Genomic DNA, 20,962 nt, shown 5'->3' with positions numbered 1-20,962 from the left:
CTGAAAAAGGGTTGATAAAACTACTTTTTCAGCTCTTTCTTACGGTTAAGTATGGGAATGTGAAATTTAATGCCTTCTTTCTTACTAAAGGAACATATCCGCATTTTAAGAGTGCTTTAGTTATGATTAGATACCCCTCTTTGTTTGGGTGAAGCCTGTCGATGGACAAAACTGAACGACCACCCTTTTCAAAACCTTCATATATTTCAACAACCTTTAATTGATCACTCTCAAAATTTTTCAGTCTATCATTAAACAATCGTATCCATTTATGACTAAAATTTAAGTGCGAATAAGGGTTATAAAGACCAACTACCCTAATCAAGTATTTACTTTCACCCTGTTTTAAAGAATGAATTTCATTGATCATGCTAGAAATGTTTTTCATACTTAACAATACGGCTTCTCTGATGATTCCCTCGTCCTTTGTTCTCATGTACTTTTTCACTATTTTCTTGAGGTCATTACCCCCAGCGGTGATTGAAATAACATCAGCATCTTTTATGGCTTGACGAACCTTTTTCTTTTTGAAGTAATCCAATATACGGTTTGTCTTAGCTCCATTTCTTGCAAAGACATGTACATTTACACTACAATCAAAATCCTCTTCTAATGAATTGGTATACATTGAAACAAAATTCGTTTGACGACTCGTACCGATACCAATTGTTAATGAATCACCTATCGCAACGTATGTTAATTTCTTTTTCTCCATTGTTTTTCACCCACATCATCTTCATACATAATACGTTATGTCCAAATTCAACTACTGGTATGGACAACGGTGTATGGAATTGGAAAATAGGTGTTCATGTATACGCGCTTTGTGTTTTCGGCATTTTAAAGTTATGATAGATATGGATATTTACTTAGGAGGTACGACATGGAATACGAATCTCAACAATTTTTGAAGAATTTATTATCTACCCCTTCCCCATCGGGTTTTGAGATGGGCATTCAAAGGAAGTGGATTGATTATGTTCAGTCCTTTGCAGACAAGGTTGAAACAGATAATATCGGAAACGCATATGGAGTTATTAATCCAGATGCTCCATTTAAAGTATTACTCGCAGGTCATTGTGATGAAATCGGGTTTATGATTACTCGAATAGATGATGATGGATTTCTTCACTTCACTAAATTAGGTGGTATCAGCCATAAACCAGCGATCGGCATGAAGGTTGAAATATTAGGATACAAGCAAACCATTACAGGTGTCGTCGGTGTAAATGCCGAACATCATGGTGGCATTAAGGATGAATATAATTTTGAAGATCTATACATAGATTGTGGTGCAACGAGTAAGGAAGAAATGGAACAATTCGTACAAATTGGTGATCTTGCCATTTATAGAAGAAATTTAGAATTCTTGATGAATAATCGAATTAGTGGACGTGGACTTGATAATCGAACGGGTGCATATATCGTTGCAGAAGTACTGCGTAGGGTTTCCAAAAAGAATCCTAAAGTTGGCGTATATTCAGTAAGTACGGTCAATGAAGAAACAAACATGGGTGGCGCATATTTTGCAGCCTCACAAGTTGAACCTGATTTCGCCTTAGCGGTTGATGTGACTTTTGCTACCGATTATCCAGGTGTTAATAAAGCAAAGCATGGAGATATACGTTTAGACGGAGGTCCTGTACTTGCTAAGGGTGCACCTATCCATTTGAAGATTAACAACCTTCTCGAGGAAACAGCTAGAAAGCATAAAATAAATATTCAATATGAATTGACCCCACGAGTAACAGGTACAGATGCAGACAGAATGAGATTAACAGGGAAAGGTGTTCCTGTTTCACTTGTTTCCTTACCTCTTCGCTATATGCATTCCCCTGTTGAAACTGCTAGTTTACAGGATATTGAAGATGAAATTACGCTTATAACAGAGTTAATCCTCTCACTTGATGGAACTGAAAACTTAAAACCAGTTGAATAATGATAGAAAGAGGCAGATTAAACATTATGTTTAATCTGCCTCTTTTAGTTTGTTATTGATTAATGTAGCAATTTCTTTGAAAAAGAGATCACTGTGTCCGACAAATTCAGAACGTGTTATGCTTCTGTTTACCGGAATAAATTGATCCTTTCCGTTCACTTCAAACCCTTGTACTTCTAAACGACTGAACTTATCAAAGCAGAAAGAATAGAAGCTATTGAAATCTGCCTTAACCATCCCCTTCACTTCACTTTTTTGAAGCTTGAAATGCTCGATATTTTCCGTTGGTCTATGCAAATATGTATGTGCAAACTCTTTATCAATCAATTCCCCATTCGAAACTTGATAACGGACGATCCCTAGTTTTTCAAGATCATGGATGCAAACGTTGATTCCTAATTCCTCTTGAATCTCTCTTATCCCATCTTCAACAGTCTCATTTTCGAGAATATGGCCGGCTGCAGTGATATCGACGAGACCTGGATAATCCGTTTTGTCATCACTTCGAATCTGAAAGTATATATAATTCTGTTCCTCTTCCTTGCAGACTAACCAATAATGGAAAGTATCATGCCATAAGCCTCGTCGGTGAACTTCAGACCTAGAAGCAATCCCTTTTGGCATGTGTGACTCATCATAAATGCTTAACCACTCACTCAACAAATGTGCCCCTTTCTAGGCTTTCTTTTGATAAGGGATGTGGATGGTTACTGTCGTCCCTAAGCCTTCTTTACTTTCGAAGCGTACGGTTCCTTTATGGTTGGAAATAATTCTTTCGCTAATCATTAATCCTAGACCCGTTCCTTTTTCTTTAGTAGTAAAGAAAGGTGTGCCGATTTTGTTTAAATGATCTTCTTTAATTCCACTACCATTATCCTTAATTTTTATTTCAACCATATCAAGCTTTGTAGAAACGGATATGTCAATTTGCCCTCCCGTAGAACAAGCTTCTATTGCATTCTTAATATAATTTAAGAAAACCTGTTTTAATTGGTTACTATCACCATAGATTTTTGGAATCTCTTCATCTATTTCCAAAGAGAGCTCCACATTTTCCATAATTGCTTGACTATCTACTAATGCTAATAAGTGATTAAAGAGTTCGTTAATCTCTGTTTCTTTGAAATTAGAGGATTGTGGCTTAGCAAGAAGCAGAAATTCACTGACGATAAGATTGATTCTCTCAACTTCAGACAACATTAATTCATAATAGTTTCTAGAAAGCTCATCTCCATTAGAATAGAAAAATTGCAAGAAGCCTTTTAATGAGGTTAATGGGTTACGAATTTCATGCGCAATACTTGCAGCGAGCTGACCGATAATTGCCAGTTTGTCAGAGTTACGCAGAAGTTCTTCAGTGTTCTTTCTCTCAGATAAATCACGTATAACCATCACTACAGAAGTTACATTATGATTTTGATCCAGTACAGGCATACACCTTGCTTCTAATGGTATCCACTCCCCACTTGCATGTTGTTCACGAAATTCGATATTTAGTGGTTGTTTTGTGGTTAACATCTCTTCGTATAAAGCATTTAAATGGTGATGATCTAAAGGATGAACAAACTGAAACCCATCACCATATTGATACTTGTCTGTATCCCTGCCGAGCATCCAAGTATGAGATGGTGATGTGTATGTAATGGTATTATTTAAATCTAGCACTCGAATTAGGTCGGCTGTATTTTCAGCGATTAAACGGTATTTCGCCTCTCGATCTCTCAATTCATTTTCAGCATTTTTCCGCTCAGTAATGTCCCTTAAAATATTGGCCATCGCAATCATGTTCCCCTCAAAGTCATACAGTGGAGAGTATGTAATGGCTACATCAATTAATTTTCCATCTTTACGTTTACGGATCGTCTCATATTCTACAACTGACTTCCCAGATTTTACTTTCCTTTGAAGAAATTCAACTTCATCTCTATAGGATTCGTCAGGAATCGTAATAACTTTGTTCCCGAGAAGCTCCTCTCTTGAGTAAAGAAATATGTCTTCCGTAGCTCTATTTAATTTGATAATATTACCATCCAAATCAAATAATCCAATCGCATCAGTAGAATGATTCATAAATGATTCCCAATAAGCATTTTCAGACCTCATATGATCCACTTCACGCGTTTCGATCGTCCTATCCTTCATTTGGATGAATCGACCTATGATTTCGCTATCGATTATGATAGGAATGCTTGTCATTTCTAGCGTTATGTACAATTCTTCGGTATCCAATTTCCCCTTAAACATATGTGGTTTGGAAGAAGAAAGACAATCAAAGAATAATGTTTCGTCATCGATCTCAATCCATAAATTGATAGCTGTATGTAAATACTGATTTTCCTTCATTTTAAACATTGATTTTGCAGCATCATTTATTTTAAGAATCATGCCATCTAAATTAATTGCCCAAATTGCGTCACAATTGTAATCAAACAAGGATTTATACATGTCTGAGTTTAATAAATCCTTTATTGAAGAATTGTTCGAGGCTTTATATTTTTTGTTTGAATACATACTTTTACCTCACACAAATTTATTTACTCTGTATCATAGTTTGACAAAATCTTCTCATTACCTTCTAGCAAATGCAAAAAAATTACCTATCTGAACGAAATAACATGTTTTTTGTCGAAATATCGATACGGTTCCCCCTTACGTTTAAGAACAAGTAGAATGTGGAATTTAACTAATAATCTTACAATGATTAGAGGGGATGATTATGAAACAACGAAATACTTATTTTGTTTCACCTAAAGGCGATATTTTTCGTATGGAAGCCGATGCTCAACTTCAATTGTTTGAAATCAATGCAACCGATGATGAATTAAACCAATTTAAAGTTGCGGTAGAGTCGTACAATTCTTCTGAAGACGTGGAAAAAGAAGATTTTTGGAACTTAACGCATTTTAATGAAGCAGCTGTAGATGTGGACCGGAACATCACCTATACGAAATTACTCGAAATTTACAAGTGGATTTACACACTAGGTACTTCATATACAAAGAAGGAAATTGAGAAGATGAATATACTTCCTAAACTAAGCGAAAAACCACAATTAAAATAGGAAAATAATAGCAGAGCTCCATTGGATGAGTAGTGCCCAATGAGCTCTGCCTTTTTGTGTAACTAATACATTTAAATTATGATCGTTCCCATGGTTTTTCAGTTCCAAAATTTCGTGAGAGTTGCTTACTCTCATCTCTTCGTTTCCTTCTTCTTTCAGCACGTTTAGGCGCACCATCAAACAGCCATTTCTCTTCTTCAGATTCAGCAATCACACTTGGAACAGGAGCTGGTTTACCTTGATCATCAATCGCGACAAACGTTAAAAAAGACAAGGCGCATAATTTTCGTTCTCCAGTGAGTAGATTTTCTGAAATTACTTTGACGAACACTTCCATCGATGTCCTGTGAGTCCAAGAAACAAATGCTTCTAAACAAACAGAATATCCTTCTTTTATCGGATGTAGGAAGTCAACAGAGTCACTTGATGCGGTTACGACATGTTGTCTTGCATGTCGAGTTGCCGCAATTGCAGCAACATCATCAATATAAGCCATCAGTTTACCACCAAATAAAGTCCCATGCGTATTTGTATCTGGAGGAAGCACATGACTGCTCTTTACCGTCCTTGATTCTCTTACACTTTTTGCTTTTACCGTCATTACTACTTACTCCTTATATCGCTATTTTAGATTATCATTTACGCGGATATGATATATCATACATGGTTTGGAAGCAAGTAATTGCAATTCATTAGTACGTGAGTGACCCTGCAATGGTTAGTCCAAGAGCTATTGAAACAAATAATAGAAAGAGACCTACTGCTTGATTGTCTTCATCAATGGCTTGTGTAATGTGGAATTTAGGTGTCATCCACTCTACGATATAAAAAGCAAGAATTTGCACGATGATCGCTACAGCACCCCAAACGATCATGTCATAAAGACTGATTGAATTCGCGATAGATGAATAAAGGACGATTGAAAGGCCGATTATTTTTCCACCTAGTGCGTATGCGGCGGCTTTGTTCCCCTCTGCAATTAATTTGAATTCCTTATTTTTGGTTGTCATTTCAAATAAGAAGATCCCCACAATTAATAAACAAAGACCGACTCCAAAGTAAGCTAAAAAATTTAGTATTAGTTCCATTTGTCTTCTACTCCCTTTCTATTTTACATTGTACATACCTACGGGTAAAAAGTATGCTTGATTGTCCGTGATTTGATTTCCTGCACGTAGTCCGATTGCGCTTGCTTCACCTTTAATGAGGAAACTCCCAATCAAAAGATGAGCATCCACTTGCCCTTTACACGTATTTATGGTCGTTGTTGGTAGGCTCACATATTTTTGATATACAGGTATGGACTCTTTGTACGTTTTGTTTTGATCTGCATTGACCATCTTTCCATCGGCATCATATACTTCAACAGTGTCTCCTTCTCTACCGAAGCTCGGCTTTTTTACGAAAGGAACTGACTGTTCCAGAAAGGGCTCTGCATCTAGATAAGTAGGTAAAAAATAGGTATCAATCCATTGATGTTCTTCCTTTGTATAAAAAGTACTTCCTTCTTCATGCAGTCCCCAAATGACAGCTTGCACAGCTTTAGATTGGAGTAAGAATGCAGATAGAGGATTAAAACATATGATGCTTTTTTCATGAATGAGCTTCATCAATTCAACACCAACATACTCTTCAGTATCTGGGTCCTTATCGTTAACCAAATGTTCCAAAGGATATGTCTGACGGTATAGGACATCAACTGGTTCTCCAAGATCGTCGAGGAGAATACTTCTTCCATCTTCCTTACATAATTGCAATTGGTCTAGAGGTACATATCTTGCATTTAATCCACTGATCTCCATTAAATATCTTGTTGTTAGCCGATCTTCTTCATGATCGCCATGGGATGTGAAGATGATATTTGCATTCATAGGCTTTTGAAGAGATTGAAGGCTCTTCTGAACTGTTGTATGTATGGTTTCAGCTAGCTTGTTTTCAAAACCTTCGTTCGGATCATCATAATTAAAATGATTGGCAACTTGCCCGTTAACATGGAATACTTCTTTTTCAAAAGTTGGTGTATCTGCATTTACTTCCAATACTTTTAATCCTTCGGGTGTTTTTACCAAATCAACTCTTGAAATCAGCATTTCGGCAGCTAGACTTTTCGTTCTGATATATGGAAGTACAGCTTGTGGTATATCCAATTGAAGGAGAATCTCATCACTTAATTCTCTTAATATTGACGCTGTTTTGATATAAACTTGTCCTACGATTTCTGTTGCAACCCTAATTTCGTGAATTTCTTCCTCAGACATAGAATAGCAATCGAATAGTGCATATTCATCCCCATCTAAATCATGCCAAAAGTCTTTAACCTCTTTATAAAACTTATCTCTTCTCGTTGAATGTTGAAGTTGATCAAACACGATTAACCCCCAAATCCACCTTTAGACCCTGAGCCAAAGCCCCCTTTGAAGCTTTTGCTAGATCTATATTTCTTATAGGCTGAGCTTTTTTTTAATTTACTTTTTGTCATATAATAAGCGCCTGCATAGAACAAGTAACCGTTGTAATCAGAGTCAAAATCCTCACACTCATAAACACCATCTTCAGCTTCCCATTCCCATTCATCACAGTTGGGATCGTCTGGTTCAGGTGGTAGGCTTTGCTGGTTGCCGCATCCCGTCATAGAAGTTGCAACAACAGTAGATAACACACCTGTCATTAATTTTTTTGTCTTTGTTCCTTTCATCAATTTCCCTCCTCTTATATAATCATTATATCTAATAAATATGGTGGTGGTAATAATTGAGCACTCTTACTAACCGGTTAGAATATCGTTTGTTTGATGAGAGAAATGGATTCCCAGCTTTATATCATTATGAAGACCTCAGCTTTGGAGAGCTATTCTCAAGACGGTTATGCGATTTCTACGTTAAGAAGAATCAAATTTACACAAAGACTTCAACTTCATATGAATCGAATCTGTTCGTCATATACTTGTCCATTGATACAAAGGAAGAAATATTTGATGAAGCACCTACTTATGAATTCGTAACATTAGAAATACGTGAATGGAAACAATATGTCGATTCACCGATTCTACAAACAGTTGAGTGTCAAAATCATGAGGAAGTACTCGCATATATTAGCTCAGACTATGTACAATTGACAGATACCGAATATGAAAGAGTCGCTACAGAAATAGATGAAGATCGACGAGCTTATGTCATGTATGTTAAACCATCTTCACTGTAGTTTACGATTCATTTTCAAAAAAGATTCAATTTAATTCAATTGGTATACATATTCAAGTTCAGAATATCCATGAACGCCAATCGATTCTAATGTAATTCGATCAACAAGTAGACTCAAATTTGGGATGAGCTGTGCAACTTTTTTTTGCACAGCTTTTGCCTGTTCAATATGATTAAAGCGTCCAATAGTGACATGAGGAATGAATGTGTGTTCTTCGGACTTGTATGTTCTCAATGGTCCTGAATAAAGGGATCGATTTAATTGTTCAATTTGTTCCTTCCCATCTCGAACAAGCAAGAATAAACAACCGTCATCCGCAACTTTTAATCCTTCCAAGCGAATGGAGAATGATTCATAACCTTGTAAACAAGAATGCATATGTTCAATACACGCCTCCAGGGTGAGGTCACTCCGAAAAGGGAAAACAAGTGTAATATGAGGCGGTATTTTATGAAACAAATCATCGTACTTGGAACGTATCATTTCAACACATTCAAGATTACTTCGTTTCAAGAAAATCGAAATCGCTCTCGTCTTGTTCATTGTAACGTCCCACTCCTCTTACCTATTCTTATTAAACGTTGTATTAGAAATTTTGCTATCTAGTACGGTACGTGAAATTTTATTGCGTGATGACTTTTATTTTCACACCTTTTAGAGATCGTTGTTTCGCTTTCGCATTCATATCCTTTACGTCTTGGGAAAGTTCGCTTACATGCATGCTTTCATTATCTATGAGTACCTCTGGGTCAATTAATCTCAACTTTTTTTTCACCTGGATATCATAATCGTCCTGTGTTTCAATTACTTTTACTGGTGAAGAAAGTTGCTTTATATTTGTTCTAATTTCATGGTCTGTTGAGACTTGTATTTTACTTAGTAATTGTTCGTCCGTTAATAGAAAATCATCTTTCGTTATGACTGATTTCTGAATAGCGAGCTTCAATATCTCTGCCATTACATGATTGCTATAAATATTTAATGGGTGTAAAAAGAAGTCCAACACTTCTCGATAATACTGTTTAACAAACCATTCTGCTGCACTTTGTTTATTTAGATGGATTCTCCCCTTGTACAAAACCATACTTTTCAAAAATTTTTCTACCTCTAATTTCGAAATTTCACCATATCCATAGAGATCCCTCAACGTATAATCGATCCGATCCGCGCACAAGCGTGGAGCAGATTGTTCAAGTATCATCCATTTTGACTCATCCAAAACGGAGTGTAGGTTATATTGATAGTTTTTCAAAATGGAAGGGATGTCCGAATTCAGGATCATTTGCTCTTTGATCTGTTCATGATAATCTTCATTCACTTCACCTAACGCATCATCTACAACATGAGAGAATGCTGTGTGAGAGACATCGTGTAAAAGGCCGGCAATTTGTTCCTCTACAGTACCGCCTAGTGTTCTAATTAAACACATGACACCTATTGAATGGTCGTATCTTGTGTTGTTCCATTTTGAATTCATCAAATAGCTAGCACCATTTTGATGAACATGCTTTAAGCGTTGAACAGCGTCCGATAGAATTAAGTCTGACAAAACGGGCTCTACTTCAAATGTTCCGTATAAACGATCTTCTATGTACATATAAGACTCCTTTACAAGTTCAGAAAAAGAATTGTGTCTGACTAAATTGCATATTGTCAGACACAATAGATTTCATATCGTTATGCGTTCGATTTACGATCATAAATCATGAAGTAATAATCATATGGGTTCTTTTCATCTTTAATCCCTTTTTCTTTGGACTTGAGTATCCAATTTGAATCATCAAGTTCCGGGAAGAAAGTATCACCCTCAAATTCTTCATCTATATACGTCATGTAGATGCGGTCCGTTTGATCTAATACTTGTTTAAAAATCTGAGTTCCACCAATGACTACTTTTTCATCCCCACTTTGTTGTAAAGCTTCCTCTATTGAGTGGGTAACTACACAGCCTTCAGCTTCGTAGGATTGATCTGTTGTTACAATTACATTTTTACGATTTGGTAAAGGTTTTCCGATTGATTCATACGTTTTGCGTCCCATGATGATTGTATGTCCTGTTGAGACCTTTTTGAACCACTTTAAATCTTCAGGTAAATGCCATGGAAGATCATTATCTTTCCCGATTACTCGGTTACTCCCCATCGCAAACAATAGTGAAATCATACAGATACGGCTCCTTTAATGTGTGGATGTGGATTGTAATTTTCTAATGTGAAATCCTCGAATTTGAAATCAAAGATTGATTTTACTTCTGGATTTATTTTCATAGTTGGTAACTCTCTCGTGTCTCTAGTAAGCTGCAAGTTGACTTGTTCAATGTGATTTAGATAAATGTGTGCGTCACCAAATGTATGGACAAACTCACCAGGCTCAAGATCACAAACTTGCGCAATCATCATCGTGAGAAGTGCATAGGATGCGATGTTGAAAGGTACTCCTAGAAATGTGTCAGCAGACATGATATTCAATTATGCTCGCTACGCATAACCCGTTCTCTTATGAACTGCTGCATGTCACCATGCAGATTAGACTATATCATCATCCTAATAACAGGATGCTCTACGTTTCAGGTGTCAACCGCTTACACCTTACGAGCATAAAGCTCTAGTCGTTCGGCATTACTTCCTTGTCTCTGGAAGTTTAGCACGGGATTGTCTCCATAGAGAGTTTCCCCGTTTAGTAGAGTTTTCGATACAGATTACTCTGTAAAGGCGCTCATATGTTAACGCTGATACAACTGACACGATAACTTACCGTCGTTTACATAGAACTGGAAGAGGCAATGACAAGGTGTGAGTGCCATTTCATCTAGTTCCCCTGCATTCCATGCATTGACAACCAGTCTTCTTGAGTCAGGATTCTTCTTAATTTCTTCGACAACTCTCGTAATCTGATCAACTGTCCCGCCATCTGGTTTTGACCAAGAACGCCATTGTTTTCCGTAGACAGGTCCTAAATCTCCCTTTTCATCTGCCCATTCATTCCAAATACGGACGCCATGATCTTGAAGATATTTCACGTTCGTATCTCCATTTAGAAACCAAAGCAACTCATGAATGATAGATTTTAGATGCAACTTCTTGGTTGTAATCATCGGGAAGCCTTTTTGTAGATCGAACCTCATTTGATAACCGAAAACACTCACTGTTCCAGTTCCTGTTCGATCATCCTTCTTTGTGCCATTTTCTAGTATGTGACGGCACAAATCTAAGTATTGTTCCATGATATCCCTCTCTTCTATTCTCTTTTTCTTTCCTGTACCAATTATAGCATTATGGATTTAATGCTTACAGGATGAAAATCGAGATCACATACAAAAAGCAACCTGATTTCAGGTTGCTTAGCTCATCCAATTCGGAGGTGTATTTCGATCCCAATATATACTTCCTAGTTCATGATGGCTTTCAAAGTTATCACTTGCTTCATGATAATGGAACGAGAACCAATGACCTTGGCCGGGAGGATTCTCTCTTCGTACATGCAATCTGAAAACATCTTTCATGGTCATAGCATTTGAAATATGAAAAATCTTCTCACTTTTCCCTTTTGAAGGCTGTTCAGAAATGTTTAAGTTCCTCATTTCTTCAACGTTCAGCTGGTTACTTAGTTGGATGATCGTTTCTTCAATTTTCGGTAAAATAACCGTCCTAAATTCTTCACCGCGCTTTGCTTCAATCCGCTCACCAAACTTTTCTTTTGTCTGTTCGGTCGCTTGGTGTAATGTGTATGTGATGAATGCATCTTGTAATTCTGCTGGATCTTCATATGTAGCAGCAACCTCTTGCCATGTTCTATTTGGGAGGTCACTTTCAGAACTATCGTTTGTTGAACTTGATATGTCTACGAAATCATTATTTGTAACTGTAGCAGTGGATTCCGTTGATGATCGTTCATCACTTTCCGCTAGCAGATGAGGCGGTGGTGATACGGTCCCCAATGTAAATACGGTAATTAAAATGACGAGCGTTTTTCTTAACCAGTTTGGCATTTTCATTCAACCTCAGTCTGTTAAAAGATTCGTATATTTATTATCTCATAAGCTAAAGAAGATAAATGTGAGAATAATGTGAAGATTAACTCCACTTATGTTTTATTCGCTACGAATCAGTTACTTCCTGCATTGACTTTCTCATCTTTCCAATAATATTCAGCAAAAACCTCGGCGAATGCTTCCATTGATCGTTGAATTTCTTCGAGGTTGTTGTCGACACCGCCGACCTCCATGAGTGCAGCTCGGTCAGACAGATCTTGGTTGTATAACCCGTTACCTTCACTCTTACTTTTTAGTAATACACCTCGGCTTAATCCAGGAAATTTTTGATTAAGCAACTTGTGTAATTCTTCTGCAAGTTGTGCGTTTTTTTCAAAGTTTGGGTTGGCTTCTCCAATTACAAACATTAACTTAGCATAACTTTTCCCATTAATCTTTGCTGTTGTCTTTTCTCTTCTTAAAGAGTCTCGATGGAGATCAAATGAAAAGGTAATATCTGTGTTATTAGAAACGGCTGCTTTTACTGTTTCTCTCGATAATTGGTAAGCATTCCCATGTTGCCAACCTCGGCTTAATAATTTTTCACCAGTATTGGTTCGATCTTGTAGTGTTCCAATCCCTCTTTGTTCAAACTCATTTGCCAGGATTTCCCCAACCCTGATCATATTCGCTTTCGGGTTTGAGGAATTCGCATCATTGGGAACTTTTGCACCTTTTAAAAGTGGTATAAAGGATTCGTATGAATGAGATTGATAGACATATACCACTTTGCGACCATTTGTCGTCATATTTGGTTTAGGCTTATCTTTTGAATCAACAACTTTTAATTTTTCCTCAGCAACTTCCCGTTCTTTCAACAACACATCAAGTGGGGGTGCGGATTCAATTGGTAAGGTTGTATAGTCGGTTCCTTCTCCTGCAACTAAAATTTCAGTGTCGAATATCGCAAACCCAGGTAGTTCTCTGCCTAGTAGAGAACGAATGTCCCCTGGTTTAATGTTCGTTGCTAGTTCAAAGGATAGCCTTTGGATGGAAGGTGGCTCATATGAACTCGGAAGTCCTTGTTGGAAATATGGATTAACCGTTCCCATGAAAGTAACTAATTGTTCCGTTGAAAAGATGTTTAATGTTCCTTTCAAAGAACTTGATTGGAATCGCTTTTCAAAAAAGGATGAGGCAAGAATTGAAACAGTCACAAACAAAATTAACACAATCGATGCATATATACTTGCTCTCTTGAACAACGTTTCTTTCTTTGACTTCTTCAAATGATAGATCAATCGATTGTGTTTCATGTATACCCATCCTTTCGCGTTGCTTTATACCTCTATTCCTATGTACAAGCTAACGAAATTAGAAGTATCAATTTTACAACCGAATGGATTTTAATAGAATAGGCAAAACCGCGTCATCACTGATACGACGCGGTTTGATAGATTTACTTTTCGTATTCATTTAATAGAATTTCAAGCCTTTGATAGGAGGCTTTAGCATATTCACTGTCGTCTTCGACTAAAGCTTTCATTTGTCTTTGAATAGATTCCAATAATGAATGTCGATATTCTGGGATTTCACCATCATATCCCTTCATACTCGTCAAAGGTACGAGTGCTTTTTCTGTGTATGCGAGTGCCTTTCGTTCATGAAACAATTGAACATTGACTTGATTTGGCGCATGTAGATCTCCTTGCTTAGGATGTGTGAGTACTGCTAATACCTTTACAACCGCCTTGTCTATTTTCGGCTTGAAGTCAATGATTTCCCCGACATATCGCCCCGTTTTGTAGGAAGCTGTAACGTAATCTCCAATTTTAAAATCCAATTCATCACCTCTTTATTTTGTCAAAAGTCCGTCCATACATTGTGCTGAACAACAACCTTGATATTGTTCTCGACAAGTGTCACATGATATGTGTAGTTTATCGCATTCGTCAATTGGACAGTTTACAAATTGTTCTGCTGGTAGACCACAATGATAACATTTCCCGACCGTTTTTTGATCATCTGTCTTGTTGATCTCTGTCGTTAACCGATCATCGAAAACGAAGCATTTCCCATCAAAGTATTTTCCTCGTGTTTCAGGATCTTGTCCGTATTTAATAATGCCGCCGTGTAGTTGATTTACATCCTTAAATCCTTCCTGAACAAGAAAGCCTGAGAACTTTTCGCATCGTATTCCACCTGTACAATAAGTAAGTATTTTCTTGTCCTTCTTGTCAGCTAGATTTTGTTTAATCCATTCTGGTAATTCTCTGAATGCTTTAATATCTGGTCGAATTGCATTTCTAAAATGGCCGATGTCGTATTCATAATCATTGCGGGCATCAAGTACAATCACATCTTCATCTTCCAAAGCTTCCTGCCACTCTTTTGGTGATAGGTGGTTTCCTGTAATCTCATTTGGATTAAGGTCATCGTCTAATCGGAGAGAGACGATTTCATCTCTTGCTTTTACTGAGATCCGACTGAACGCATGCCCTTCTGAAGGTTCACGCTTGAACTCCATATCCTCAAATCGACTGTCGTTCTGTAGAGCAGATATATAAGATGCTGTCTGTTCCTTCGTCCCTGAAATGGTACCGTTTATCCCTTCTTGCGCAACAATGACCCTTCCGAATACACCTATCTCTTTACAGAATTTCAAATGTTTCCTCGCAAAATATTCCGGGTCTTCAATCGCTACATATTTATAAAAAAGCAAAATTTCATAGTTCTCTATATTATCCGTCATTTAGATCACCTTTTTTGTTTAGTTTTCCACCGTTTATTTTATCAAAAATCGATTGGTTAATCACATGTAAATGTACAGTAAGGGTAAGATGTAATTGAGAAGAAGGAGTGAGGATATGGAAAGAGCTGTTTTTCTTGATCGTGATGGTGTAATAAACGATAATAAACGTCCAGTTAATCAGCCAGATGATTTAAAGTTATATCCTGGTGTTGGAGACGCGATTCGAAGACTCAATGACGATGGCTATATCGTGTTTGTCGTTACCAATCAAGGAGGCGTAGGTCTTGGCTACTTATCTGTCCAAGATTTAGAAAACATCCATCATTACATGATGACAGAATTATCTAAAGAAGGCGCACACATCCATGAAATCCGGGCTTGTATTCATAAGCCACACGAAGGCTGTACGTGTAGAAAGCCTGATTCAGGTATGCTCACTGACCTTGCTAAGAAATACAACGTCGATTTATCGAATAGTTACATGATCGGCGACCGAATTACAGATATTGAAGCCGGTCAAAAAGCAGGTACGAAAACAATCTTTTTGGGGGAAAAACACGTTGATGCAGATTATACAACAGATAATCTTGAAAAAGCTGCTAATTGGATATTAAAAAAGGAATCGACCCATTAGCCGATCCCTTTCACAAACTATTTTGCAAAAATGTGTTTTCCGATTTGTGTGATTTGTTCTCTTGACCAAATCCAATCAGATGTTGCAGTATTTGGATTAAAGTAGAATGTTGCCCCTTTTGAAGGGTCCCACCCTTTGATAGCATGGTATACAGCACGATATGCATCATCATTAGGCTCCATGTTGTATTGACCATCAGCAACAGCTGTAAACGCTCTACTATCAAACAGCACTTTGTCTACAGAATTAGGAAATTTTGATGAATCTACACGGTTTAAGATAACCGAAGCTACCGCTACTTTACCTTTAAACGGTTCCCCTCGTGCCTCACCATGTACCATTTGAGCCATCATTTGAATTTCATTTTTGCTCAATGTAGCATTTACAAGCTTCGTCATTGTCTGATGTCCAGCAATTCCATCTACCTTGATCCCTATATTACTTTGAAAACGTTTAACCGCACTTTTTGTTTTAGGACCGAAAATCCCATCTATTTTTGATTGATATAACCCTAATTGTTGGAGTCGATGTTGTAAATTCCAGACCTGACCATATCGATCACCGATTTGAACGGTTTTCGAATGAGCATTTGCTTTCTCGGTCGGAAGAGAAACGACTGTACCAACTGTAAGCATCATAGCAAATAATAACTTTGTCACTTTACTTATCATATCTACACCTCCCAAAGACAATTCCTTTTTATTGTAAAAGAATCCTATTCCCTGAAACAATAGGAGGTCACCGGAAATAGATGAATGATTTACCAACAACACATATGTTTACATAATAATATTATGGTCCTTTAATAAAAATAGAAAGGCAGCAAAGCCGCCTTTCTAAGCTAAATTCAATAGTCTTGTTAGCTTATCTGGATCAAATCCAGTAATCACTTGATCACCAATAATAATTGTTGGTGTAGACATTGAATCGTATTTGTCGATCATTGTTTCTCGTGCTTCCTCATTTTCAGCTACGTTGTACTGTTCAAACTCAACATTATGCTGTGAAAGAAACTCTTTCACCATTTGACATGGTGGTCAGGAAGGCTGAGAATATACGGTAACCTTTGGTTGTGTCATTGATTCATCACTCCTTTGTTCTTAAGGTACCAAATCCATATGAATTTTATCAAAGACTTTGCTTATTAAGACATTTCTTTATTTCTTAGCATCAATACTGATCCAATAATGAAACTGAAAATCATCAATGTTGTTACGATTGAAGTACCCCAAAGTTCATTTGGAATGACACCTGTATATAGTGTATCTCTTATGTAATCAGATATTCGGTTAGGGCTCCATATCAGTTGATGCTTGAATATACTAGTTAGAATACTCATTACAATAATGGCTGTGATGGTCAAAAATGCAACAACCCCAGAGTTTTTGACAAGCGTATTCATAAATATAGAAATAGATACAACGAGGATCAGCCATAAGCTATAAAAGAATAAAGCTTGAATCAATTGTATAACGGTAAGTGCTCCAAACAAAACGCCCGTATAGTACCAACTCATTAAAAGACCGACTGTTAGAGACACGATGACAAGAAGGGCTGTTGCGCTCCACTTCGCACTAACATAACTACTGTACTTCACAGGTTTAACGAGTATTAATTCTGCGATGCCGCTTCTTCTTTCACGAGCAATGACACCCATCGTCATTAACACGATGATTAATACACCGAGCTGACTATATTGACCAAGACTAGCCATGAGTATATCTACCGGACTGTACTCAGGTAACGTAATCGTACCTCCTTCTGGTAAACCTCCGACCGCATCAATAATTTTCGGTAAATAATAGGTCGTAATCGGGTCCATCACACCGAGAATTATGAAAATAATAGGCACCCAAATCCATTTGAAATTGCGCCAGTTCTCTAAGTTTTCTCTTTTAAAGACCGCAAACCACTGAATCATTTATTGACCATCCTCATAAACATGTCTTCTAAGGTCGTTTGCGCAAACTCGAACTTTGTTAATGGCCATGATTTCTCCTGAATCAAGTTAAGGATCTCTGTTCTACCTCGTGGTAGGTCATCAACGTATATTTCCAAGTGTTCCTTCACTATTTCCACTCTTTTTACAGGATTGAGCTGCTCTATTATTGTTTTATGTTGGTCTAGCTCACCTTCGAATTTGATGATTATTTTATCTAAACGGTGCTTATTACGAAGGTCATTGATTGAACCGGACTCTAACATTTTCCCTTGATGCATCACAAAAAGCTCATCACAAATTTCCTCTGCATCATTAAGAATGTGAGTCGAAAAGAGGAGGGTTGTATGTTCTTTCAGACTGTCCATTAACGTCAGTACCTCTCTCCGTCCAATAGGATCTAGTGCTGACACGGGTTCATCCAACAAAAGTAGTTTTGGATTATGTATTAATGCTTGAGCGATGCCTAGTCGTTGCCTCATCCCACCAGAATATTTCTTAACCCTTTGATCTCCAGCATCAAAAATTCCTACTAACGATAATAGTTCATTAGCCCTTTTTGATGCTTCAGATTTTGAGAGCTTTGCTAACTGTCCGACGTACACAAGAAATTCCCTTCCCGTCATCCAGTTATGGAAAGCCGGATATTGAGGAAGATAGCCAATATGGTGTCGAATATCTTTGGTATCACTTAATCCATCAAATTGAATCGAACCTGACGTGGGACGGATTAATCCAGAAAGCATTCGGAGTGTGGTCGTTTTCCCAGCTCCATTTGGCCCTAGTAAGGCGACACATTTGCCTGGTTGAAGTTGAAGGCTAATGCCATTTACAACATACTTACCATCATATCGTTTATGAAGCTCATTTACGCTTATCATAGTCATTTTCAATGCTTCCTTCCGAATAAAAAGTATAAGATCGGACCAAACACTTGAATGAACAGGATAAGAATGACCCACAACCATCGTGGTCCATTTGTTTCTTTATTCCTAATTAAATCAACCAATGCCACTATTATTAAAACAAGTTCAATTAATATGATTGGTAAAATTAAGTCCCAACGCATCATTTGAAACATTTCTTCCATCCCTCTCACTCCTTCCAAGTAGTCACCTACTTACTATCATATACGACTGTATGCTGATTAAGATTCAACTATCGTTAGAATAGTTGATCAATATTAATAAACTTTAACACAAAAATGAGGAAAAGCACTGTCCATCCCGGACAGTGCTTTTTATTTTTATACAACCTTAGCTTTAGGCTTGTTGCTCTAATTTACTTTTATATCGATTTCGTGGATGTTCACGGCATTCATCAGAACATGAACGCATATGCTCTTCTTCACACTCGTGACATGCTACGTGTTGTAGGTTACATTCTGGGTTCGCACAATTAACGTATCGATCTTCTGTTTTACCACAGTAGTAGCATTTTCCAACAACTTTGTCTTCAACTTTATTAATTGGTACTGAAATACGTTCATCGAATACATAGCATTTTCCATCGTAAAGCTGACCTTGTGTATTCGGATTTTTGCTGTAATTGATAATACCACCGTGTAACTGGTTTACGTCGTCAAATCCTTCTTCTTTCAAGAATCCTGAAAATTTCTCACAACGGATTCCACCTGTGCAATAAGTTAGGATTTTCTTGCCTTCAAATTTATTTCTATTTTCTTTAATCCATTCTGGTAATTCTCTGAAAGTTTGTATATCCGGTCGTATTGCGCCACGGAAATGACCGATGTCGTATTCATAATCATTACGAGCGTCAATGATGATGACGTCATCTCGTTTCATCGCTTCATAGAATTCCTCAGGCTTCAAATGTTTTCCTGTCGTTACGTTCGGATTGATTTGCTTTAGTTCACCTGAATTGACCAGTTCAGGACGATAACGAACGTGCATTTTCTTAAACGCATGTCCATCTTCTTCATCTATTTTAAACTCAATGCCTTTAAATCTGTCATCATTATTAAGAGCTTCCATGTAAGCATCCGTCTGTTCCACAGTTCCGGATACGGTACCATTGATCCCTTCATCGGCAATCAAGATACGCCCTTTTAATCCAAGTTCTTTACAGAAATTTAAGTGGTCTTCTTTAAACTGTTCTGCGTTCTCAATCGGAACGTACTTGTAATAAAGTAATACTCGATATGATTTTGTCATGTTCAATCACCTATTCCATTAGTATTGTATTGCAGGTACAACACCAGTTACAACGTAAAATAATAGCAAAAAGAACTGCCATTTGGCAAGTTCTTTTTAGAAAATCATTGAATTTTTTTATTGTTGAACCTACATACCTTTTCTCATCTAGTTTACTCCTAGACATTACTATGCATTCAAACGATCTGATTAAACGCAGCAAGGGTCGATTCAATATCTGAATCAGTAATATGATGATGAGTCGTTAGTCGAATTGTAGTAGGACCAAATGGAACAGCAAGAATGCCTTTATCTTTCAACTCATTTAACCAAACTTCAACAGACTTATTAGAGTTATTTGTTTCAACAACAACAATATTTGTATCTACTTGATTTACAACTTGTAAATCTTTAAGTGTTCTTAATCCGTCTGCAAGCTTGCGTGCACGAATATGATCTTCTTTAAGTCGTGTGGCCATATCTGTCATCGCAATTAAACCAGGTGCTGCTAACACACCAACTTGCCGAAGCCCTCCACCTAGTCGTTTTCGCCACTTACGCGCTCTTTTAATAAAGGCTTGGTCGCCTGCTATTATCGATCCCGCTGGTGCACCCAAACCTTTTGAAAGGCAGATTTGAACGGTGGTCGTATGCTCTGTAAATTCAGAAATTGGTCTTTCCAATTCAGCAGCTGCGTTAAATAGACGAGCTCCATCTAAATGTAAAGGTACATGATGTTCACTTGCAACTTGATAAACATCCCTCATATGATCTATAGGTACGATGGCACCACCAGCACGGTTATGCGTATTTTCCATACAAATTAAACCGGTTTCAGGAAAATGAATATCATCACCACGAACTGCTTTTTTGAGAAGAGCCGGAGAAATCATTCCTCGATCTCCCTTTATCGTTCGCGTCTGTACACCTGCAAAGGCCGCTATGGCTCCACCTTCATAATAAAAGATGTGTGCATCCTCTTCCAAAATGATTTCATTACCAGGTTGACAGTGCGTCAAGACAGCAATCTGGTTTCCTTGCGTTCCGCTTGTAACGAACAAGGCATCTTCCTTACCTAATATGTCAGCAGCTTTTGTTTCAAGATTTTTGACAGTTGGATCCTCACCGAAAACATCATCGCCTACTTCTGCTTCATACATCGCTCTTCTCATGTCTTCAGTTGGTTTTGTAATCGTATCACTTCTTAAATCAATCATTTGCTTTCACGCCTCCGTCCATATGTATTTCATAAACAGGAAGCCCCTACTCATTGTGGAGTAAGGGCTTTCACTTATTATCTATAGTATCATAGC

General features: G+C 37.4%; 25 protein-coding genes and 2 pseudogenes. 4 read left to right on the top strand and 23 right to left on the bottom strand.

The window, feature by feature from the left end; translation table 11 throughout:
* Nucleotides 1-28 precede the first annotated feature (28 nt).
* The gene (locus L2716_RS06315; RefSeq protein ID WP_236332844.1) at nt 29-715 is read right to left on the bottom strand and encodes a GDSL-type esterase/lipase family protein; all 687 of its coding nucleotides are present in this window, start codon (nt 713-715) and stop codon (nt 29-31) included.
* 168 nt (nt 716-883) lie between these two features.
* Between L2716_RS06315 and L2716_RS06310 the strand changes: the two genes are divergently transcribed.
* Complete coding sequence (locus L2716_RS06310; RefSeq protein ID WP_236332843.1) at nt 884-1,939, top strand: M20/M25/M40 family metallo-hydrolase; 1,056 nt, start codon at nt 884-886, stop codon at nt 1,937-1,939.
* A gap of 30 nt (nt 1,940-1,969) precedes the next feature.
* On the opposite strand, the gene L2716_RS06305 is transcribed toward L2716_RS06310, so the two are convergent.
* Both L2716_RS06305 and L2716_RS06300 read right to left on the bottom strand, forming a co-directional pair.
* Entirely contained in the window at nt 1,970-2,599 is a 630-nt protein-coding gene (locus L2716_RS06305) for an NUDIX hydrolase (RefSeq protein ID WP_236332841.1), read from the bottom strand.
* 15 nt (nt 2,600-2,614) lie between these two features.
* Complete coding sequence (locus tag L2716_RS06300) at nt 2,615-4,450, bottom strand: PAS domain S-box protein (protein WP_236332839.1); 1,836 nt, start codon at nt 4,448-4,450, stop codon at nt 2,615-2,617.
* Nucleotides 4,451-4,655: 205 nt separating this feature from the next.
* Here L2716_RS06300 and L2716_RS06295 point away from each other — a divergent pair, with 205 nt between their 5' ends.
* A complete protein-coding gene (locus tag L2716_RS06295; RefSeq protein WP_236332837.1) occupies nt 4,656-5,000 on the top strand; it encodes a hypothetical protein in 345 nt (114 codons plus the stop codon).
* A 76-nt stretch (nt 5,001-5,076) separates the two neighbouring features.
* Here the strand turns inward: L2716_RS06295 and L2716_RS06290 are convergent, their stop codons facing one another.
* The 4 genes from L2716_RS06290 to L2716_RS06275 form a co-directional block, all read right to left on the bottom strand.
* The gene (locus L2716_RS06290) at nt 5,077-5,601 is read right to left on the bottom strand and encodes an acyl-CoA thioesterase (protein WP_236332836.1); all 525 of its coding nucleotides are present in this window, start codon (nt 5,599-5,601) and stop codon (nt 5,077-5,079) included.
* Between the two features lie 91 nt (nt 5,602-5,692).
* Nucleotides 5,693-6,079 carry a DUF350 domain-containing protein gene (locus L2716_RS06285; RefSeq protein WP_236337815.1) on the bottom strand — a complete coding sequence of 129 codons (387 nt, stop codon included), beginning with the start codon at nt 6,077-6,079 and terminating at the stop codon, nt 5,693-5,695.
* Between the two features lie 27 nt (nt 6,080-6,106).
* Nucleotides 6,107-7,369: a glutathionylspermidine synthase family protein gene (locus L2716_RS06280; RefSeq protein WP_236332834.1), complete on the bottom strand. Its 1,263-nt coding sequence runs from the start codon at nt 7,367-7,369 to the stop codon at nt 6,107-6,109.
* A gap of 2 nt (nt 7,370-7,371) precedes the next feature.
* Nucleotides 7,372-7,695: a hypothetical protein gene (locus L2716_RS06275; protein ID WP_236332833.1), complete on the bottom strand. Its 324-nt coding sequence runs from the start codon at nt 7,693-7,695 to the stop codon at nt 7,372-7,374.
* Between the two features lie 56 nt (nt 7,696-7,751).
* On the opposite strand from L2716_RS06275, the gene L2716_RS06270 reads away from it, so the two are divergent.
* The gene (locus tag L2716_RS06270; RefSeq protein WP_236332831.1) at nt 7,752-8,201 is read left to right on the top strand and encodes a hypothetical protein; all 450 of its coding nucleotides are present in this window, start codon (nt 7,752-7,754) and stop codon (nt 8,199-8,201) included.
* A gap of 30 nt (nt 8,202-8,231) precedes the next feature.
* Here L2716_RS06270 and L2716_RS06265 read toward each other — a convergent pair whose 3' ends face one another.
* The 9 genes and pseudogenes from L2716_RS06265 to trhO (L2716_RS06225) form a co-directional block, all read right to left on the bottom strand.
* The gene (locus L2716_RS06265) at nt 8,232-8,744 is read right to left on the bottom strand and encodes a 2'-5' RNA ligase family protein (RefSeq protein WP_236332829.1); all 513 of its coding nucleotides are present in this window, start codon (nt 8,742-8,744) and stop codon (nt 8,232-8,234) included.
* Nucleotides 8,745-8,823: 79 nt separating this feature from the next.
* Nucleotides 8,824-9,798: an HD domain-containing protein gene (locus L2716_RS06260; protein WP_236332828.1), complete on the bottom strand. Its 975-nt coding sequence runs from the start codon at nt 9,796-9,798 to the stop codon at nt 8,824-8,826.
* 80 nt (nt 9,799-9,878) lie between these two features.
* Complete coding sequence (locus tag L2716_RS06255; protein WP_236332826.1) at nt 9,879-10,364, bottom strand: dihydrofolate reductase; 486 nt, start codon at nt 10,362-10,364, stop codon at nt 9,879-9,881.
* A pseudogene (gene thyA / locus L2716_RS06250) lies at nt 10,361-10,657 on the bottom strand (thymidylate synthase); the annotation flags it as partial. The pseudogene thyA (L2716_RS06250) and the gene L2716_RS06255, both read right to left, overlap by 4 nt.
* Before the next feature lie 269 nt (nt 10,658-10,926).
* Nucleotides 10,927-11,424: pseudogene (thyA, locus tag L2716_RS06245) on the bottom strand (thymidylate synthase); the annotation flags it as partial.
* Nucleotides 11,425-11,541: 117 nt separating this feature from the next.
* The gene (locus L2716_RS06240; protein ID WP_236332825.1) at nt 11,542-12,189 is read right to left on the bottom strand and encodes a YpjP family protein; all 648 of its coding nucleotides are present in this window, start codon (nt 12,187-12,189) and stop codon (nt 11,542-11,544) included.
* Nucleotides 12,190-12,305: 116 nt separating this feature from the next.
* Complete coding sequence (gene spoIIP / locus L2716_RS06235; RefSeq protein WP_236332824.1) at nt 12,306-13,487, bottom strand: stage II sporulation protein P; 1,182 nt, start codon at nt 13,485-13,487, stop codon at nt 12,306-12,308.
* A 143-nt stretch (nt 13,488-13,630) separates the two neighbouring features.
* The gene (kapB, locus tag L2716_RS06230) at nt 13,631-14,014 is read right to left on the bottom strand and encodes a kinase-associated lipoprotein KapB (protein WP_236332822.1); all 384 of its coding nucleotides are present in this window, start codon (nt 14,012-14,014) and stop codon (nt 13,631-13,633) included.
* 12 nt (nt 14,015-14,026) lie between these two features.
* A complete protein-coding gene (trhO, locus tag L2716_RS06225; protein ID WP_236332821.1) occupies nt 14,027-14,923 on the bottom strand; it encodes an oxygen-dependent tRNA uridine(34) hydroxylase TrhO in 897 nt (298 codons plus the stop codon).
* A 115-nt stretch (nt 14,924-15,038) separates the two neighbouring features.
* Here trhO (L2716_RS06225) and L2716_RS06220 point away from each other — a divergent pair, with 115 nt between their 5' ends.
* On the top strand, nt 15,039-15,557 hold the full coding sequence (locus L2716_RS06220; RefSeq protein WP_236332819.1) for a D-glycero-alpha-D-manno-heptose-1,7-bisphosphate 7-phosphatase: 519 nt from the start codon (nt 15,039-15,041) through the stop codon (nt 15,555-15,557).
* A 17-nt stretch (nt 15,558-15,574) separates the two neighbouring features.
* Here L2716_RS06220 and sleB read toward each other — a convergent pair whose 3' ends face one another.
* From sleB to L2716_RS06185, 7 genes are all read right to left on the bottom strand, one after another.
* Nucleotides 15,575-16,228: a spore cortex-lytic enzyme gene (sleB, locus tag L2716_RS06215; RefSeq protein WP_236332817.1), complete on the bottom strand. Its 654-nt coding sequence runs from the start codon at nt 16,226-16,228 to the stop codon at nt 15,575-15,577.
* Between the two features lie 165 nt (nt 16,229-16,393).
* Nucleotides 16,394-16,582 carry a glutaredoxin family protein gene (locus tag L2716_RS06210; protein ID WP_236332815.1) on the bottom strand — a complete coding sequence of 63 codons (189 nt, stop codon included), beginning with the start codon at nt 16,580-16,582 and terminating at the stop codon, nt 16,394-16,396.
* Nucleotides 16,583-16,701: 119 nt separating this feature from the next.
* The gene (locus tag L2716_RS06205) at nt 16,702-17,478 is read right to left on the bottom strand and encodes an ABC transporter permease (protein WP_236332813.1); all 777 of its coding nucleotides are present in this window, start codon (nt 17,476-17,478) and stop codon (nt 16,702-16,704) included.
* Nucleotides 17,475-18,383, bottom strand: a complete 909-nt coding sequence (locus tag L2716_RS06200) for an ABC transporter ATP-binding protein (protein WP_236332812.1) — start codon at nt 18,381-18,383, stop codon at nt 17,475-17,477. Before L2716_RS06200 ends, L2716_RS06205 begins: the two co-directional genes overlap by 4 nt.
* A gap of 2 nt (nt 18,384-18,385) precedes the next feature.
* Nucleotides 18,386-18,586: a PLD nuclease N-terminal domain-containing protein gene (locus tag L2716_RS06195; protein WP_236332810.1), complete on the bottom strand. Its 201-nt coding sequence runs from the start codon at nt 18,584-18,586 to the stop codon at nt 18,386-18,388.
* A 172-nt stretch (nt 18,587-18,758) separates the two neighbouring features.
* Complete coding sequence (gene trhO, locus L2716_RS06190; protein ID WP_236332808.1) at nt 18,759-19,676, bottom strand: oxygen-dependent tRNA uridine(34) hydroxylase TrhO; 918 nt, start codon at nt 19,674-19,676, stop codon at nt 18,759-18,761.
* A 170-nt stretch (nt 19,677-19,846) separates the two neighbouring features.
* A complete protein-coding gene (locus tag L2716_RS06185) occupies nt 19,847-20,866 on the bottom strand; it encodes a threonine aldolase family protein (protein WP_236332806.1) in 1,020 nt (339 codons plus the stop codon).
* Nucleotides 20,867-20,962 lie beyond the last annotated feature (96 nt).

Origin of the sequence: Pseudalkalibacillus berkeleyi, assembly GCF_021608225.1 — a bacterium.
Classification (GTDB): Bacteria; Bacillota; Bacilli; order Bacillales; family Fictibacillaceae; genus Pseudalkalibacillus; species Pseudalkalibacillus berkeleyi.
Note: the sequence above shows the minus strand (reverse complement) of the source record. Positions and strands in the feature narration are given on the sequence as shown.